The 17,306-nt window shown below is 46.1% G+C and carries 15 protein-coding genes and 8 tRNA genes; 6 read left to right on the top strand and 17 right to left on the bottom strand.

The window, feature by feature from the left end; all coding sequences use genetic code 11:
* The first annotated feature begins 64 nt into the window (after window positions 1–64).
* The 5 genes from glpT to glpQ all read left to right on the top strand — a co-directional run bounded on the left by glpT (window position 65) and on the right by glpQ (window position 4,752).
* Window positions 65–1,429: a glycerol-3-phosphate transporter gene (glpT, locus tag HP568_RS21920; RefSeq protein ID WP_173630213.1), complete on the top strand. Its 1,365-nt coding sequence runs from the start codon at window positions 65–67 to the stop codon at window positions 1,427–1,429.
* A 513-nt stretch (window positions 1,430–1,942) separates the two neighbouring features.
* A complete protein-coding gene (locus HP568_RS21915; RefSeq protein ID WP_173630212.1) occupies window positions 1,943–2,362 on the top strand; it encodes a MarR family winged helix-turn-helix transcriptional regulator in 420 nt (139 codons plus the stop codon).
* 27 nt (window positions 2,363–2,389) lie between these two features.
* The gene (locus tag HP568_RS21910; RefSeq protein ID WP_056491692.1) at window positions 2,390–3,031 is read left to right on the top strand and encodes a nitroreductase family protein; all 642 of its coding nucleotides are present in this window, start codon (window positions 2,390–2,392) and stop codon (window positions 3,029–3,031) included.
* A gap of 30 nt (window positions 3,032–3,061) precedes the next feature.
* Window positions 3,062–3,358 carry a putative quinol monooxygenase gene (locus HP568_RS21905; protein ID WP_173630211.1) on the top strand — a complete coding sequence of 99 codons (297 nt, stop codon included), beginning with the start codon at window positions 3,062–3,064 and terminating at the stop codon, window positions 3,356–3,358.
* Between the two features lie 287 nt (window positions 3,359–3,645).
* The gene (gene glpQ, locus HP568_RS21900) at window positions 3,646–4,752 is read left to right on the top strand and encodes a glycerophosphodiester phosphodiesterase (protein ID WP_048036032.1); all 1,107 of its coding nucleotides are present in this window, start codon (window positions 3,646–3,648) and stop codon (window positions 4,750–4,752) included.
* Window positions 4,753–5,055: 303 nt separating this feature from the next.
* On the opposite strand, the gene HP568_RS21895 is transcribed toward glpQ, so the two are convergent.
* The 8 genes from HP568_RS21895 to sigW all read right to left on the bottom strand — a co-directional run bounded on the left by HP568_RS21895 (window position 5,056) and on the right by sigW (window position 15,030).
* Window positions 5,056–6,336, bottom strand: a complete 1,281-nt coding sequence (locus HP568_RS21895) for an MFS transporter (protein ID WP_173630210.1) — start codon at window positions 6,334–6,336, stop codon at window positions 5,056–5,058.
* A gap of 213 nt (window positions 6,337–6,549) precedes the next feature.
* Complete coding sequence (locus tag HP568_RS21890; RefSeq protein ID WP_173630209.1) at window positions 6,550–7,338, bottom strand: nucleotidyltransferase domain-containing protein; 789 nt, start codon at window positions 7,336–7,338, stop codon at window positions 6,550–6,552.
* Window positions 7,339–7,951: 613 nt separating this feature from the next.
* Window positions 7,952–9,784 (bottom strand): glutamine--fructose-6-phosphate transaminase (isomerizing), encoded by a 1,833-nt coding sequence (gene glmS / locus HP568_RS21885; protein WP_173630208.1) that lies wholly within the window; start codon window positions 9,782–9,784, stop codon window positions 7,952–7,954.
* A 481-nt stretch (window positions 9,785–10,265) separates the two neighbouring features.
* On the bottom strand, window positions 10,266–11,612 hold the full coding sequence (glmM, locus tag HP568_RS21880) for a phosphoglucosamine mutase (protein WP_048036024.1): 1,347 nt from the start codon (window positions 11,610–11,612) through the stop codon (window positions 10,266–10,268).
* A 43-nt stretch (window positions 11,613–11,655) separates the two neighbouring features.
* Window positions 11,656–12,903 (bottom strand): CdaR family protein, encoded by a 1,248-nt coding sequence (locus tag HP568_RS21875; protein WP_173630207.1) that lies wholly within the window; start codon window positions 12,901–12,903, stop codon window positions 11,656–11,658.
* Window positions 12,896–13,720 (bottom strand): diadenylate cyclase CdaA, encoded by an 825-nt coding sequence (gene cdaA, locus HP568_RS21870; protein WP_007725283.1) that lies wholly within the window; start codon window positions 13,718–13,720, stop codon window positions 12,896–12,898. Before cdaA ends, HP568_RS21875 begins: the two co-directional genes overlap by 8 nt.
* Before the next feature lie 105 nt (window positions 13,721–13,825).
* The gene (locus HP568_RS21865) at window positions 13,826–14,449 is read right to left on the bottom strand and encodes a zf-HC2 domain-containing protein (protein ID WP_007725281.1); all 624 of its coding nucleotides are present in this window, start codon (window positions 14,447–14,449) and stop codon (window positions 13,826–13,828) included.
* Between the two features lie 17 nt (window positions 14,450–14,466).
* On the bottom strand, window positions 14,467–15,030 hold the full coding sequence (gene sigW / locus HP568_RS21860; RefSeq protein ID WP_016742677.1) for an RNA polymerase sigma factor SigW: 564 nt from the start codon (window positions 15,028–15,030) through the stop codon (window positions 14,467–14,469).
* A 170-nt stretch (window positions 15,031–15,200) separates the two neighbouring features.
* Here sigW and HP568_RS21855 point away from each other — a divergent pair, with 170 nt between their 5' ends.
* Window positions 15,201–15,359 carry an aspartyl-phosphate phosphatase Spo0E family protein gene (locus HP568_RS21855; protein WP_007725277.1) on the top strand — a complete coding sequence of 53 codons (159 nt, stop codon included), beginning with the start codon at window positions 15,201–15,203 and terminating at the stop codon, window positions 15,357–15,359.
* A gap of 93 nt (window positions 15,360–15,452) precedes the next feature.
* Here HP568_RS21855 and rocF read toward each other — a convergent pair whose 3' ends face one another.
* The 9 genes from rocF to HP568_RS21810 form a co-directional block, all read right to left on the bottom strand.
* On the bottom strand, window positions 15,453–16,349 hold the full coding sequence (gene rocF, locus HP568_RS21850; RefSeq protein ID WP_012684013.1) for an arginase: 897 nt from the start codon (window positions 16,347–16,349) through the stop codon (window positions 15,453–15,455).
* Window positions 16,350–16,519: 170 nt separating this feature from the next.
* Window positions 16,520–16,593, bottom strand: a tRNA-Gly gene (locus HP568_RS21845).
* Window positions 16,594–16,602: 9 nt separating this feature from the next.
* Window positions 16,603–16,679 (bottom strand) — tRNA-Pro (locus HP568_RS21840).
* A 5-nt stretch (window positions 16,680–16,684) separates the two neighbouring features.
* Window positions 16,685–16,761, bottom strand: a tRNA-Arg gene (locus tag HP568_RS21835).
* A gap of 21 nt (window positions 16,762–16,782) precedes the next feature.
* Window positions 16,783–16,858, bottom strand: a tRNA-Lys gene (locus HP568_RS21830).
* Window positions 16,859–16,864: 6 nt separating this feature from the next.
* Window positions 16,865–16,939, bottom strand: a tRNA-Gln gene (locus tag HP568_RS21825).
* A 21-nt stretch (window positions 16,940–16,960) separates the two neighbouring features.
* Window positions 16,961–17,045, bottom strand: a tRNA-Tyr gene (locus tag HP568_RS21820).
* 8 nt (window positions 17,046–17,053) lie between these two features.
* Window positions 17,054–17,129, bottom strand: a tRNA-Val gene (locus HP568_RS21815).
* A gap of 86 nt (window positions 17,130–17,215) precedes the next feature.
* A tRNA-Glu gene (locus HP568_RS21810) sits at window positions 17,216–17,289 on the bottom strand.
* Window positions 17,290–17,306: the final 17 nt, after the last annotated feature.

Raw genomic sequence — 17,306 nt, 5'->3', positions numbered from 1 at the left:
AAGGTATGGGTTTTTTTACGTATATCGCCATCCTAGTTAGAAATAACTTAGGGGGAGGATTAAGATGCTCAAACTGTTTAAGCCTGCACCGCCTATTGACAGATTGCCTGACGAACAAATTGATTCTGAGTATAAAAAGCTCAGGCTTCAGGTGTTTCTCGGAATCTTCATCGGTTATGCGGCGTACTATCTCATCCGCAAAAACTTTTCGCTCGCCATGCCTTATTTGATTGAAGAAGGATATACAAAATCAGAGCTCGGTTTTGCATTATCCGCCATTTCGATTTCCTACGGGATCAGCAAGTTTGTAATGGCCATTTTTTCAGACCGAAGCAACCCGCGAATGTTCTTGCCTGCCGGTTTGATTCTTTCTGCACTTATTAGTTTATTGATGGGCGTTGTTCCGTACTTCACCTCATCCGTCACGATCATGTTTGTGATGCTGTTCCTGAACGGTTGGTTCCAGGGAATGGGCTGGCCTCCATCCGGGCGTGTCCTTGTACACTGGTTTAGTGTAAGTGAAAGAGGAAACAAAACAGCCATTTGGAATGTAGCCCATAACGTTGGTGGAGGATTGATGGCCCCCCTCGCTGTGGCAGGTGCAGCGATGTTCACCGGGCTTTCGGGTAATACCGCTTCCGGGTATGAAGGCGTATTTATCCTGCCTGCTCTGGTTGCCATTGTCTTTGCATTCATTACGTATTTCTTAATTCGCGATACTCCGCAGTCAGTCGGCCTGCCGCCTATCGAAGAATATCGCAATGACTATCCAAACAAGGCGAAGAAAACGTTTGAAACAGAGTTCTCCACAAAAGAAATCCTTTTCAAATATGTATTGAACAACAAATGGGTTTGGGCAATCGCAATTGCAAACATCTTCGTCTACTTCGTCCGTTACGGCGTTTTGGACTGGGCTCCGACCTATTTGAGTGAGGAAAAAGGCTTTGATATGAGCAAGTCGAGCGTTGCCTACTTCTTGTACGAATGGGCAGGTATCCCGGGAACGCTCCTGTGCGGCTGGCTGTCCGATAAATTGTTCAAAGGCCGCCGTGGACCCGCAGGGTTTGTCTTTATGCTCGGGGTATTGATTGCTGTTCTGGTCTACTGGTTCAACCCACCTGGAAATTCCGTAGTCGATATGATTTGCCTGATCGCTATCGGTTTCCTGATTTACGGTCCAGTCATGCTGATTGGTTTGCAAGCCCTTGATTTTGTACCAAAAAAGGCTGCTGGAACCGCTGCAGGGCTGACGGGTCTGTTTGGTTACCTGGGCGGTACCGTCACAGCGAATGCATTGATGGGGGTTATCGTTGATGCCTCCGGCTGGGATGCAGGATTTATGTTGCTGACAGCTTCGTGCGCATTGGCTGCTCTTGTTTTTGCCCTTACATGGAATGTGCGGGGGCAGGAAGTCGTTAAAAATCATTAAAATAGTAAAAAGAAGGATGAAAATCGTTGTGATTTTTATCCTTCTTTTTTTATGGCATGAATAACCAGTTCTTTCCTAGTATCCAGCTCAGAGATCAGACAAAATTACGTAAGTATTAGCCCCAAGCTCTACATCTCTCCTTAGGTATAATTCTACAGATCATTTCCCTTTATTTTGATTTATTCACTTGTCTCGGGTCTTGTGCCATACCTCATTTGTGTTCCATCACCAATTTCCCTACTTCATTTACTTCCCAAGACCAATCCGTCCCGTCTTTTTTTGAGGGAGAACATGATGATACCCTGAAGAAATTGCTATCATATCCGTTTGCCCAGCGACTTTTGCAGGGATCATATGTTGCAAACGTTGAAATAAGGTGTTATATTAATTGACGTATCAATTATTGATACGTCAATTAATATCAAGTCATCATGCTCAACTGACTGTATGTTGTCATTGCTTGTGGATATATGACTGAGTTCCTACTCATCTTGCCCCCGGGAGGCATTTTTCATGACACGCAAGGAATTTGAAGAGGAGCACATACTGAATCTGCTCATCGGATTAACCAATAAAATAAGTCCCAAGTTCGAACGCTGTACCGGAATCAGCTCTACTCGCCTTGCGATCTTGCAAATCCTTTGCGAATGCAACGAAATCAATCAATCCCAGCTACAAAAGCACATCAATATCGACAGTGCTGCCATTACACGCCACCTGAAGCAACTTGAAGCGGATGGTATGGTGACCCGACACAAAAATCCAAATGATAACCGCGAAACCTTCGTTCGTCTATCTGAAGAAGGACATCATCGGATTGAAGGGTACAAAAGCGAGAAACGAAATTTTATCCAACAGATTCTGGAAGGCTTTAGCGAGGATGAAACGCAGGTCTTAACTGATTTTCTCAAACGGATGCAAAACAACATTTGATTGTTCAAGAAAGGAGTCTGTTTTTACATGATAAACACAGTACAAAGAACAAATGATTTTCGTGAAATCACGTTTGGTCGTCGTTCTGTCAAACTTTATGATCCTGAAATAAAAATCAGCCGCGAGGAAATGATTGAGATTCTAGCGGGAGCTACACGCGCTCCATCTTCAGTCAACATGCAGCCTTGGCGCTTTGTGGTTATCGAAAGTCAAGAAGGGAAAGAAAAACTTGCAGAGCTGGCACGCTTCAACAAAACGCAGGTACTCACCTCTTCCGCCGTTATTGCCGTATTCGTCGACATGAAAAATGCAGAATATATGGATGAGATATTTGGAAAAGCTGTCGAGCTCGGATACATGCCGCAGGAAGTGAAGGACATGCAGTTGAAAGCCGTAAAGCCTTACTACGCCAATATACCAGCCTCTGACCTGCGCGACGTCAATTTTATCGATGCCGGGCTCGTATCCATGCAATTGATGCTGGTTGCCCGTTCATTCGGCTATGACACGAACCCAATCGGCGGCTATGAAAAAGATCAAATAGCAGAAGCGCTTGATTTGGACAAGGATCGCTATCAACCGATCATGCTGATCAGTATCGGGAAAGCAGCCAAGGAAGGATACCCATCTTACCGTCTCCCTGTTGAGACAGTGACAACCTGGAAATAATTCAAATTCGTTGAAGAGAGGTAGAAAACCATGCTTATTATACATGCCCATCTGCAAGTGATACCCTCACAGGAAGAAGCCTTCCTTCAAGCGACCAAAGCCCTGGTTGCTGCAAGCCAAGCTGAAGAAGGAAATGTGGGATACACCCTTCTGAAAAGCACAGAGCAAGAATATCACTACACCATGGTAGAAAAGTGGAAGGACGCTGACGCAGTAGCGGCGCACAATGCAAGCGCTCATTTTCAAGCTTTTGTGAAGCTAGCTCCCTCCTTTTTTGCAGCAGCTATGGAATTGGAAGTATTCGCAGGAGAGCCTGTGAAGTTGTAATTCGTGATGTACGGAAAAACAGCAAGGTTGGTCCTGTGATCAGCCTTGCTGTTTTTTTGTCCAGCAATACATGAAATGGGTAATAGCAAGCAAATAGGATCATGAACTGCTTTAAAAGGGCTGCCGCTAACAATTTATTGACAGCGCTTTCTTTATCCCTTACATTAGTAACCAATATAATATTTTTGTGATGGAGATCAGGAGATTCACAATATTTCATTTGGTACGGTATAACCTACCAGTGAAATTTGTGGATCTTTTTTTCATCCAAATGGAGGAGGAAGAACATGAAAAAACTGGTTACATCCTTGGCAGCCGCTCTCGCTATTACAACAAGCTTTGGAAGCGTATCCTTTGCCGAAGCGGATAAGATTGTCATCGCCCACCGCGGAGCGAGCGGATACTTGCCGGAACATACGCTGCCCGCAAAAGCGATGGCTTACGCGATGGGAGTCGACTACATCGAACAAGACGTGGTTATGACAAAGGACAGCAAACTGGTCATCATGCACGACCATTATCTGGACAGCGTAACCAATGTAGCGGAGGTCTACCCTGATCGAAAACGAAAAGATGGCAGGTACTACGTTATTGATTTCACTCTTGACGAGATCAAGAAACTGAAAACGACAGAGGTCTTCACAGTAGAAAACGGCAAGCAGGTACAAGACTATCCGGATCGCTTCCCTCTCTGGAAATCCAGCTTCAGTGTTCACACCTTGGAAGAAGAGATTGAACTGATCCAGGGTATGAACAAAAGCACAGGTCGTAACGTAGGGATCTATACGGAGATCAAAGCTCCCTGGTTCCACAGACACGAAGGAAAGGACATCAGCCTCGCAGTGTTACAGGTGTTGAAAAAGTACGGCTATGTGTCCAAGAATGACAAAGCGTACATACAGACTTTCGACCCCAATGAAGCAAAACGGATTCGCACGGAGCTCTATCCACATTTGAATATGAACGTGAAGCTTGTACAGCTCATGGCAGAAACCGGCTGGAACGAAACCATGATCTATGAAAACGGTAAGGGCGTTCCCTACAACTACGATTGGATGTTTGAAAAAGGGGCGATGAAAGAAATTGCGAAATACGCAGACGGCGTAGGGCCATGGAAGCCGATGATCATCAAAGAAGAGTCGACGAAAGACCACCTCATCATTACCAATCTTGTCAAAGAGGCTCATGAAGCTGACCTGGAAGTGCATCCATACACCTTCCGAGCGGATAAAGGACAAATCCCTGCCTATGCAGCAAACTTTGAGGAACTGCTCGATCAGTTCTACTTCACAGCAGGAGTTGACGGGGTGTTTACGGACTTCCCTGACCGTGCCGTTGATTTTTTACGAAGAGCGGAGTCCCAAAGCAAAACGTCCCAGTACAAGGGTAGCTGACACAGACCGCAAAGTAACTTAAAAACACCTCTTTAACACTAAAACGCCGGTATCTTGTACGCTAAGGATTACCGGCTTTAATAATTGTGGGATTCTTTTTGGGACATAACAGAGATACTATGGACCACTCGGGAGAAGGTCAAGCTAAACGGATCTATATAAACCAAAAGAGCTGCACGCCGAAGGGGACTGAACCCAATAAATGAATCAGCGGTGACCTAAGACCAGAAAATAAAGTCTTAGACTCACCGCTGCTATATTATGCTATCGAACCTGTTAGTTTAATGCTTCTTAAGGCACTCCTTAGCTCTTTATAAACACATCTTTTTCCAATGTTAATTCATGAAATGATTTCACACGTAGTTGTAAAAATGGGGTGAACAATAATGTACAAGCCGAAGCTAACAATCCAATGCCACCCGCAAATAAAGCGAACCGTAAACCCATTGCCCCCCCGATCATCCCTCCCATTAACGAACCAAGCGGTAAAGAACCCCACGAGATAAATCGAAACGTAGCATTCACGCGACCTTGCAGGGCATCGGGTACAATTACTTGACGTAAACTGATGGTACTAATGCTAAACATGGAGACACCCATTCCGAAAAGAAGCTGTCCGAGCATCATAATCAACGCCATACTTAATTCTGATCCTACTGCTAATGGAGCAAGCAAACCGCCACTTGCTGCGATCGTAGCGGAACCTACAATTGTTGGACCTACTCCAAAACGACGTACAGCCCTTTGGGCAAGCAGAGAGCCAAATAGGTACCCTACTCCTAGCGTTCCATAAATGATGCCAAGAATGCTCGCACTGATTTTGAGTTCTTGCGATGCATATAGAACATAAACACTAAAAATAACATTCCAGGAAAGGTTAAAGACTGTTGAGCAGCGCACCACTCCCCACAGCAATGGTTTTGTGTAAACTGTATGCAGCCCTTCTTTAATTTCCAGCCACATATTTTTTTGTTTTTTCGCATCTGTCACGACTGTCTCCAACTTGCGAATCCGGGCTATGTATACAGCGGATACAAAAAAGGATACCGCCGTAAACAAGATTGCAAAAGGAGCGGTGATTAACTGTTCCAGTCCACCTGATAAACCCGGCCCAGCAATTTGTGCGGTAGATTTACTTGTCTCTAGTTTGCTATTCCCATCAACAAGCTGCTCCTTGCTCACAATGGAAGGCAAAAAGGATGTATAGGCAACATCAAAAAAGACAGTACAGATCCCCACTATGAAGGCTACCAAATATAGAACTGTCATATTCAGGAATCCAGTTAAGGCTGTCAGCGGCACAATGAGCAGTAATGCACCCCTGAAAAAGTTAGCGGCGACAAGAATTGGTCGCCGGGGAAATCTGTCTATCCATACACCAGCAAGCAAACCGAAAAGGATAAATGGCGCATACTCGACAAAACCAAGCAACCCCATTTGCATGGGACTGGCCCCTAAATAGAGAGCTGCCACTAATGGCATTCCTAATAATGCAACCTGAGTCCCAAACTGTGATGCAGTTTGCCCAATCCAGAGCCTGCGAAAATCTGCGTTAGTTAACAATCCTTCCACCTTGTTACTCATGCTCGTTCCCCCATTGCCATTCAAATTTGCATTTTTAGTATAGGGGAAATTACGTTTCAAGATCTTGCGCTTTCATTATGAAGGCCTATGTCTGCTTTTTTCGTTTATAATGCCATACATACCCTACCGTTAGCGTCGAAAAGGCAGCCGATTAATTTCGACTGCCTTTCCACATTGTTATTGAACTATCGTTCCCTTTTGTTTAACAAGTTGCTATTGGGATTGTCCTGAATATATACCGTCGAGAAACTCGATTGAGACGCGTTCTGCTTCCTTCCTAGGTACAATTTCCGAACCTTGGCGTAGACGTTGGTACATCTTGATCGTATTTTTTAGCGCGTGGTAGCAACTTTCAAAGCTGTGGATGGGAATCGTACCTTTTAGTTCCCCCAGTTCCTTGAGAGCGTATTTCTCGAGCTTTCGAACCCCTCTCGGGGAATGACCGTTGCGAATGAGTACCAACGGCCCTAACACTACATTGCGCATAAAAGTTAGCGTATCGATTAATTCGAATAATTCACCTCTCCCTAATTTTGTAGCGCAGTAATGCACCCATACCCAGAAGCGATCTTCGATCCATTGAGGCTGAGGGAAAGGGAGAGATGGACTTGTTTTACTGAATATCGTTGCAATACCAGAACTTCTCTCCCAAAGAATCAGTGGGTTCTCGACTCGGGATTCGAGCTCTTCCAGTTGTACAAATTTAAGGTCGACATGAAGAGGGGCTGGGCCATATAAACAAATAAGCAATCTCGGTTCCCCGACATGCTCGCCTGTGAATGCAGAAAGTAAATTACCGAGTCTTTCGGCAATTCGGAAGCGTTGTTCCATGATCTCATTTCGAAAAGCATAATTGTAGACGATTATTAAATCCAGATCACTATACTCATCCATTTCTCCGTACACCATAGATCCGCCTGCGAGGAGACCTAAAAGTCGTTGATCTTGGCTTACATACTCAATTGCTTGCTCAATAAATCGATCATGTAAAGGTAACCTCATGCCAAGCACTCCTTAAATAGTGACCCATAAAATGGGTATTATTACAAAGTAACATTTACAATTAGTGGTAGTCAACTGTATGTAGATCCATATAGCAACAGATCGCATTATCCTGCCCGTAGCGTAATGACTCATGGTAAGTCTAAAAGTATATTTTCTCAGTCTACAACAATATTTTCTTTGAACACATAGCCACCAGCCCAAAACTTTATTATCACTGAACAGAATCATTAAAAAGAAGCGTTAGTTCTTTACTAACGCTACTAAACTTATTTACAAGCTTTGCACTTATTAACTACTTTTTTTGACTACCAACTTTATTCCTCTAAAACATAACTTTATTGTTAGAAATCATATTGAAACAATAGTTTATTGCTCAGAACAATACTTCATTATAATGAATCAACTCTCCGTTGATAAAAGCCCCTACTATTACTAAAGAAAAAAAGCCCCATATAACCAATTTCATTGGTAATGGGGCACTTATCGTTCTATATTTTTTCTGTGACAGACATAATTAATTGGTGGCAAACTTTATTATTCGGTGACAGTGTCTATTATTTAGTGACAGACTATTTTATCACTGAACACGATGTTCTTATTCCCTTCAACCCTACTCAACCGTCACACTCTTCGCCAAGTTCCGTGGTTTATCCACGTCAAGGCCGCGAGCGACAGAAGCGTAGTAAGCAAGTAATTGCAATGGAATGACGGTCAGAATCGGTGTGAGCATTGGCAGAGTGGCTGGCATGTAAATGACCTCATCCACACTCTTCGCCAGGTCGTGGTTGCCTTCAGTCGCAAAGCCCAGTACATGAGCGCCGCGAGCTTTTACTTCCACGATGTTGCTTACCGTTTTTTCGTAGATGTCTGGTTGCGTAGCCAAAGCTACAACTGGAACATTATCTTCAATCAGCGCAAGTGTACCGTGCTTCAGCTCACCAGCTGGATACGCTTCAGAGTGAATGTAGGAGATTTCCTTCAGCTTCAGAGAGCCTTCCAGCGAAACCGCATAGTCGAGGCTGCGGCCGATGAAGAACAGGCTGCTTACCTCTTTTGTGCCCTCCGCAAAGCGACGAATTTGATCATCGTTATTCAGCATGGAAGCGATTTTGCCAGGGATCTCGCTCAGGTGTTCAACGACTTCAGCAACCTCAGCAGCCGCCATGGTGCCTTTTACTTGAGCCAGATACAGGCTGAACAAGTACAGGGCAACGACTTGGGAGGTGTATGCTTTCGTAGATGCTACCGCTACTTCCGGACCAGCCCACGTAAAGATCACTTCGTCAGCTTCACGAGCTACAGAGCTACCTACCACGTTGGTGATAGCCAATACCTTCACGCTGCTCTTCTTCGCCTCACGCAGCGCAGCCAGCGTATCTGCTGTCTCACCAGATTGGCTGATGACGATCATCAGTGTCTTGTCTGTGTAGATCGGATCACGGTAACGGAACTCGGAAGCGACTGCTACCTCTACAGGTACGCGAGTCCACTTTTCGATAACATCCTTACCGACGAGACCTGCGTGCATGGAAGTACCGCATGCCACGATGTAGATGCGATCGTATGCAGCCAATTCCACATCGCTCATTTTCAGCTCAGGCAAAATCACTCGCTTATTGTCCTCGTCAATGCGGGCACCCATGGTATCGCGAACAGCTTGAGGCTGCTCGTGCATTTCCTTGAGCATGAAGGAATCATATCCGCCTTTTTCTGCTTGTACCAAATCCCACTCGACATGGAACAGTTCCCGCTCGATTTTCTCGCCGGTCTCCGCGTTCATCAGTTCCACACCATCGCGAGTCAACACAGCCATTTCGCCTTCGTTCAAAATGTACACGTCACGTGTATGCTCCAAAATAGCCGGGATATCCGAACCGATAAAGCTCTCGCCTTGACCCACACCAACTACCAGCGGGCTAGCCAATCGAATCGCTACCAGCTTCTCTGGCTCGTGCTGCGTCATGATTCCCAATGCATAGGCACCACGCATGCGTTGAACAGCACGACGAGCTGTAGAAACGATATCGCCATCGTACATGTCCGCGAGCAAGTGAGCAATAACTTCGGTATCTGTCTCAGAAGTGAACGTGTAGCCTTTTGCCAGCAGCTCTTCTTTCAATGGCAGGAAGTTTTCGATGATCCCGTTGTGAACGACTGCAAAAGCCGATTTCTCGTCTGTATGTGGGTGGGAGTTCTCGTCAGACGGTTTTCCGTGTGTTGCCCAACGTGTATGCCCGATTCCCATAGAACCAGTCAATGGCTTCGACTCTAAACGACCTTCCAGAACAGCCAGACGTCCCTGAGCTTTTGAGTACTCCAAGCCGTTTTCGTTCACGACAGCAACCCCTGCTGAATCATAGCCGCGATACTCCAGCTTGCGAAGTCCTCCGATTACGATATCTTGCGCTTGTTTATTTCCAATATATCCAACGATTCCGCACATAAGTGTATGGTCCCCTTCCAATTTGGCGAGGGACTTCCACCCGAACAATGGTACGGGGGTGAGTCCCCCGCCATTCCATGTTTTTATATGGTCATACTGTTTCATCTATTTCGGCAATGGCAAATAACGTATCACACACAAGGTTTTGTCCACCAGATCACCCTGATGTTTTGTCCCTGCGCTCTGCGGCAGTGATACTGCTGCCGGGAGGTATCCGCCGAATCCTTCGATAAACCTCCACCTCGTCCACTGGGCTCCATGTCGGGCAGCCTCAGTGCTGGCGCTTTTCAATGGTCTGCATTTGATTTACGATGCTTGTTCTTTTTTGCACAACCCCTCCCATTTTTTTCTTTCTTGGTGCTAGCGCACATGAACACTGTACCACAGATTATGAAGAGCGACAACATCTCGTCGCCGTATTTTAGTTGTATGCAAAAGGGAGCGGCATCGAAACCGCTCCCTGCAACTTTTTACACTAATTTTACACCAGTTCTTGTTTGACCACGTCAACGATCCGATTCACGAGCCCTTCCAACTGTGACGCATCTGGGCCTTCTGCCATGACACGTACGATTGGCTCTGTTCCGGACGGACGAACCAGAACGCGACCATTGCCAGCCAAATCTTCTTCCACGTCACGGATGGCCTGCGCAATAGCTTCATTGCCATTCAGCTTTGACTTGTCCTCTACACGGACATTGATCAAAAGCTGCGGATACTTGACCATCACTTGTTTGAGCTCGGACAACGGCTTGCCAGACTCCTTGATGATGTTCAAGAGCTGCAGACCCGTTAACAGACCGTCTCCTGTCGTATTATAGTCCAGGAAGACAATATGACCGGACTGTTCGCCACCGAGATTATAACCTCCGCGCAGCATCTCTTCAACTACATAGCGATCCCCTACAGCAGTCTTCGTCGTATTGATGGAGCACTCCTCCATCCCTTTGAAGAAGCCCATGTTGGCCATTACGGTCGTAACAACTGTATTGTTGTTGAGCTTTCCTTTTGCCTTAAGTGCTCGTGCACAGATCGCCATAATATAGTCGCCGTCGATGATTTCACCATTATCATCTACAGCAATGCAGCGATCCGCGTCCCCATCAAAGGATAGACCCAAGTCAGCTTTATGCTTCAAAACTTCTTCTACTAGACGTTCAGGATGCGTTGAACCGCATTGGTCATTGATGTTGATTCCATTCGGGTTCGCACCAATCGTGATCACTTCAGCGTCCACATCCGCAAACAGACGAGCTGCCAATGATGAGACAGCACCATTTGCACAGTCCAGGACTACCTTCAGACCGTCAAATCGCTCAGATACGGTACTCTTTAAATGAGAGAGGTACTTTTGACCACCCTCCAGGAATTCCAGAACCGTCCCGATTTGTTCGCCTGTTGGTCGAGGCATAGTATCCTCTGTCGCGTCCAAATACTGTTCTACTTCAGCTTCCACTTCGTCGGACAGTTTAAAACCGTTGCTGCCGAAGAACTTGATTCCGTTATCCGGAAACGGATTGTGAGAGGCGGAGATCATAACACCCGCATCTGCACCAAGTGCACGTGTGAGATACGCTACCCCCGAGGTGGAGATAACACCCAATCTGACCACTTCTGCTCCAACCGATAACAGCCCAGCCAAAAGTGCGTTTTCCAGCATTTGTCCGGAAATGCGCGTATCGCGCCCAATCACCACTTTTGGTTTCCCTTCCTGCTTGTGTCTGGTAAGAACGTAACCGCCAACGCGTCCGATTTTAAATGCCAGTTCGGGTGTCAGTTGTGTATTTGCTACACCGCGTACACCGTCTGTTCCGAAATACTTCCCCATGATTGTCCCTCATTTCCTTCCTTGTGCACACAACAGCTTATGTCTACCTTTGCTTGTTCGTGATTTGAATTGTGACCTTTTTCGGTGCACTCGCAGAAGTCTTGATATACTCCGACTGATTGAAGATGTAATTCAATGGTACTTCGTATACACCCGCCGGCATATTGCTGACATCTGCTACGACCTGCAAGTCTTCATGACTCAACTGATTCAGCACTTCTGGTGCGCCGATCACATCGAAGTCGATTGTAGACATCTCCTGGCCATCGGTGGATAGTACCTTTGCTTCCATGCTTTCTGATAGCCCGCTAATGCGAATCGGAATCTTATCCAAACGCTTGGTCGTTGATGGAACGACTTTCAGCGATACGGTCAAATACTCCGGCTCTACCTTCACAATATTATCCATTAACGGTATCTTTAGCTCTATATCGCGATCTGATGTAATGTGGCCGAGATCGATTTCCGGCCCTGGGTATGTGTTGGATTTGATGCCATCAATGACTTCCTTCGGTCCATAGACCGTGACCTCTTCCACATTCATACCCATACTAGCCAAACTATATCCATTCGGCAATTCATTCGTCAAGTTTAATTTGATTGGCACTTTGGCAAACGGACTCGTTACGGGGATGTTGACTTCTACCGTAAGTGGCACCACATCCGCCCCTTGAATCACGTTACCAGACTTGTCCACGACTTTGAGTGGAACCGTTGTTTTGATTGCGGAAGTAGCCCCTTCCAGGTCAACCGAAGCCTTAACTGCTGCTACCTTATTCACTTGGCTTTCAGGTACCCTTACAAGTGCTCTAAACGGCTTTACAATAGGCTCTCCAGCCGTATAACCTGGAGCGACCTGTCCCAATTTCTCCACGGAAACTTCACGCTCAACGGTCTTCTTCTCTTCCAAGGTGATTTCCACGATATTCGGGATGATCCCTACCTTGACTTCATCCGGGAATCCCTTGTACTGGACAGGTACACGATGTGTTCCTTTGCCCAGGTTCGTCGCATCGACATACACTTCCCACGATTCCTCCGGGAAGAAATTGTGTCGATAAAAAGGATTATTGCTTTCCAAGGCGACCTTTACCGTTCGTTGCTGCTTAACCACCTGGTAACGATCAGTATCGTATTTCACATGCAAATTGACACTATCAATAAAAGTTGGCTGACTTGCCTCAGGAGTCGTCGTTTGTTCGGCTTCCAGATTGACAATCATCCACGTCATGATAGCCAAAAGCAACGCAACAGCACGTGCAAACCAGTGACTGTTTAACCATTTATCCATGTTTTCGCCTCCATTGCCAACGACTTCCCATGGATTTGCCTTTGGACAGAGGCTGAAGCTGTTCTGTCAGCATCTCTGCCAGTTGCGCCTCCGTCAGATTCCGATTCATTGCTCCATGCGCGGCAAAGGACACCTGACCAGTCTCTTCGGATACGATGATCGCAATGCCATCGGAAACCTCACTTAACCCTATTGCCGCTCGATGGCGCGTACCCAACTCCTTCGAGATGGAATTGTTTTCAGACAGTGGAAGATAACAGGCAGCAGCCATAATCATGTCTTTTCTCATAATGACTGCACCGTCATGCAACGGTGTATTCGGGATAAAAATATTGATCAACAGCTCCGAGCTGACGCGCCCGTTAATGCCAATACCCGTTTCCACGTAGTCATTTAGACCCGTCTCTCTCTCAATGACGATCAATGCACCAATGCGACGCTTGGCCATGTACGTAACCGATTTGCCCACTTCTTGAACCAAGCGGCTAACCGCCTCATCATCCTGCGTACTGCTTGAACGGGAAAAAAGCTTGCCTCGACCAAGCTGCTCCAGTGCTCGACGCAACTCCGGCTGGAAGATGATGACGACCGCCAAAACCCCAAATGTAAAAGCTTGATTCATCAGCGCGTGCAGTGCCGTCAGCTGAAAATATTTACTGAGGAACCATGTGATGACGATGACCATAATCCCCTTCAGCAATTGTACAGCGCGCGTCCCGCGTATAAGCATAATGATTTTATAGAACACGTATGTAACGAGTAAAATATCCGTTGCATACCGTAGCAAATCCCCATAATCCATGGATATCGATATCATAACGAAGCCCCCATATCTCGCTCCATCTAATGAAGTCAGTCTATCTTCTGCGGAAAAAGCACGGCTCCACTGCCGTGCTCTGATAGCTGTACTCTCTATTTTCTCTTATGGCAAGATCGGAAGCAAGTCATTTCCAATATTTTTCACCTCATACCAAATCCAATCTACGATCGCTTCGATTGATTCGGTATTTCCCACGACTTGGGCGGTAGATGCCACGAACACTTTTCCTTCAATAGCCACAACATTTCCTGTTACATGACCTCGAACATCTACGTTTCCGTTGCGGACAACCAAGTCTCCATCAATATTGGTTCCTGCTGGCACAACTACGACATTGCGTTCACGATCTATTTTTAATTTATCCAAATTAGCAGAGGATACCTGTAGAGTGTCATCCCGATCAAACCAACTGTTGAATACACTGCCGGTCATCAAAAAGAGAAATACCGCTGCAGCTGTCAAAAACGGGTGATTACGAAGCCATCCTGATAACAGATTCGCTTTCGTCGGCGCAGGCAATTGCGCAAGTACACGAGCTGTAAAATCAGAAGAGACATGAATATGTGAAGCGCTTTGAACAAAAGCGATGGCTCTCTGCAACTCATGCATATGCTGACGACAACTCACACAAGACTTTATATGTGTTTGCAATTGCAGATTGGCTAATTCATCAGTGTCCCCATCTAGATATTCGTGAATGAGGCAGATCATATCCCGGCATTCCATCGTGATTTTCTCCTTTCTCACATCAATCGCAACTTGCTGCGTAATGCTTCCCTTCCTCGGTGAATACGCGTCTTGATTGTCGTTATGGGAAGCTTTACGATATCGCTGATCTCCTGCAACGACAAATCCTCGATATAACGCAAGATCATAATCGAGCGATATTTGGGCTGTAAGTGAGACAAAGCATCTTGCACCGTCTCCTGCAGCTCCTGCGTTACGACTTTGTCCTCCGGTGTTCGCTCGTTAGAAGACAGGCGTGAATACCAGTCCAGGCCTTGCCCTGGTTCGGTTTCTTCATCCAATGAAAAGTCAGGTCGTTTTTTCCGGCCACGGTCGATACATAGATTGGTCGCGATCCTGTAGATCCACGTGGAGAACTTATAGCTGTCATCGTATGAATGCAAATTGGCATAGACACGCAAAAATGTTTCTTGCGCGATGTCCTCTGCATCCTGACGGTTTCCCACCATACGATATGCGAGCTGAAATATCTTGTCTTTATAAATCTCGATTAACTCCGCAAAAGCTTCACGGTCTCCACGTTTTGCCCGCTGAGTCAACCGTTTCTCTACAAAATCCATGCGATCCTCCCCACAATACCGTAATCCTATATACGGATGATACTGCATATGGTTTCATTTTTAATCTTGTGTTTGTGCGGATAATTTGTTGGGAAATAGAGGAATAAGCGTATGGCTTTCCTCTATATATAAGTAATGATAGCTCATTTATCTCACGGGTGGAAAGGAGAGTGCAACGATTGTCAAAAAAAGACGTTCTCCTCGAGATTGAAATGCTGCGAAAAGAACTGAACGATCAGTACAAAAAACAAGCCTGCATTACTCCAGAATTAGTTACGCTAAGCGTACAACTGGACCAGCTATTAAATAAACTTCGACTCCATCCTTAGAATGTACAGCTTTCCCCCATCAATGTAAAGATGCGGTAAAACAAAAAAAGAGGGCCAAAAGCCTCTCTTTTTTCATGATCTTCTTTATTTAGTTTACAGTAATTTATCACCAAAAACAGAACTCATCAAAGCGACTGCAACGCGAGCTGTCATGTTTTCTCGGTCAAGAATCGGGTTGACCTCTACGAATTCAGCAGAGCAAAGAATATCTGCATCTGCCAGCATTTCCAATGAGACATGCCCTTCGCGATAGGAGATACCGCCTATTACGGGCGTCCCTACTCCTGGAGCATCGTGTGGATCAAGTCCATCCAAGTCGAGGCTCAAATGCACGCCATCTGTGTTTTTGGACACATGCGCAATTGCTTCATCCATCACTCGAGCCATACCCAATTTATCAATTTCATGCATGGTGAAAACCTTCATGCCAATACGCTTGATCAATTCACGCTCACCTTGATCCAGATCACGCGCACCGATGATGACCACGTTTTCTGCCTTCACCTTTGGTGTATATCCACCAATGTTCGTCAGACGCTCATGTCCATACCCCAAGCTCGCTGCCAAAGGCATACCGTGAATATTTCCCGATGGAGAAGTGGCACCCGTATTCAAATCACCGTGAGCATCAAACCAGATCACACCCAGGTTTTTTACGTGCTTAGCCACACCTGCTATGGTTCCCAGGGCAATGCTGTGATCGCCACCCAATACAAGCGGGAATCGACCAGCAGTCATGATATCGCTTACAACATTGGCAAGCTTCTCATTGGCTTCCACGACTTCATCCAGGTATTTATGGTTTTCCGTCTCGGTGAAGTGATGAGGACGCGTTACAAAAATATCTCCTCGGTCTTCAATGTTGAAACCCATCTTTTCCAGGCGGGCTACAACACCTGCATAACGGATAGCGCTAGGTCCCATATCAACTCCACGGCGGTCTGCACCTAGATCCATCGGTACACCAACAATGCTCATGTTTTTGTTCATAAAAGTGCCACCCTTTCCTTCGTTCATCATTCTCTACTCCTATATTGTAGCCCCGGAAAGTAAAATGACTCAACTCGACATGATTTTGCATAAATAACCTGTCGGACATGCTTTATCAAAAACACAAAAAAACGAGCAACCATGTCGGTTTCTCGTTTCTAAAAAGCATATGGAGCGGGTGATGGGAATCGAACCCACGCGACCAGCTTGGAAGGCTGGAGTTCTACCATTGAACTACACCCGCATATAAAAATGGTCGGGAAGACAGGATTCGAACCTGCGACCCCTTGGTCCCAAGCCAAGTACTCTACCAAGCTGAGCTACTTCCCGATAAGTGGCGTGCCCTGAGAGATTCGAACTCCCGACCTTTTGATTCGTAGTCAAACGCTCTATCCAGCTGAGCTAAGGGCACATATTTTGATTTTTAAAAAACTGGTGAGCCATGAAGGACTCGAACCTTCGACCCTCTGATTAAAAGTCAGATGCTCTACCAACTGAGCTAATGGCTCGCAAAATGGCTGGGGTACTAGGATTTGAACCTAGGAATGACGGAGTCAAAGTCCGTTGCCTTACCGCTTGGCTATACCCCAACAACCCGCAAAATAAAAAAATGGTGGGGAGAGACGGATTCGAACCGCCGAACCCGGAGGGAGCAGATTTACAGTCTGCCGTGTTTAGCCACTTCACTATCTCCCCATTTTTTATGGTGGAGGCTGACGGGATCGAACCGCCGACCCTCTGCTTGTAAGGCAGATGCTCTCCCAGCTGAGCTAAGCCTCCAAATCCCTGACAAAGTGACGAGTATGCTAAGGAGCATACTCTGATAACTCTGCAGGTACCTTAACCACTGTTAAGGTGTTTTTAAGTGACCCGTAGGGGATTCGAACCCCTGTATGACAGCGTGAAAGGCTGCTGTGTTAAACCGCTTCACCAACGGGCCAAGATCATAAGAATACT

Origin of the sequence: Brevibacillus sp. MS2.2 (genome assembly GCF_013284345.1) — a bacterium.
Taxonomy (GTDB): Bacteria; Bacillota; Bacilli; order Brevibacillales; family Brevibacillaceae; genus Brevibacillus; species Brevibacillus brevis_C.
The sequence above is the reverse complement of the archived record's forward strand: the minus strand, read 5'-3'. Positions and strand labels throughout refer to the sequence as shown.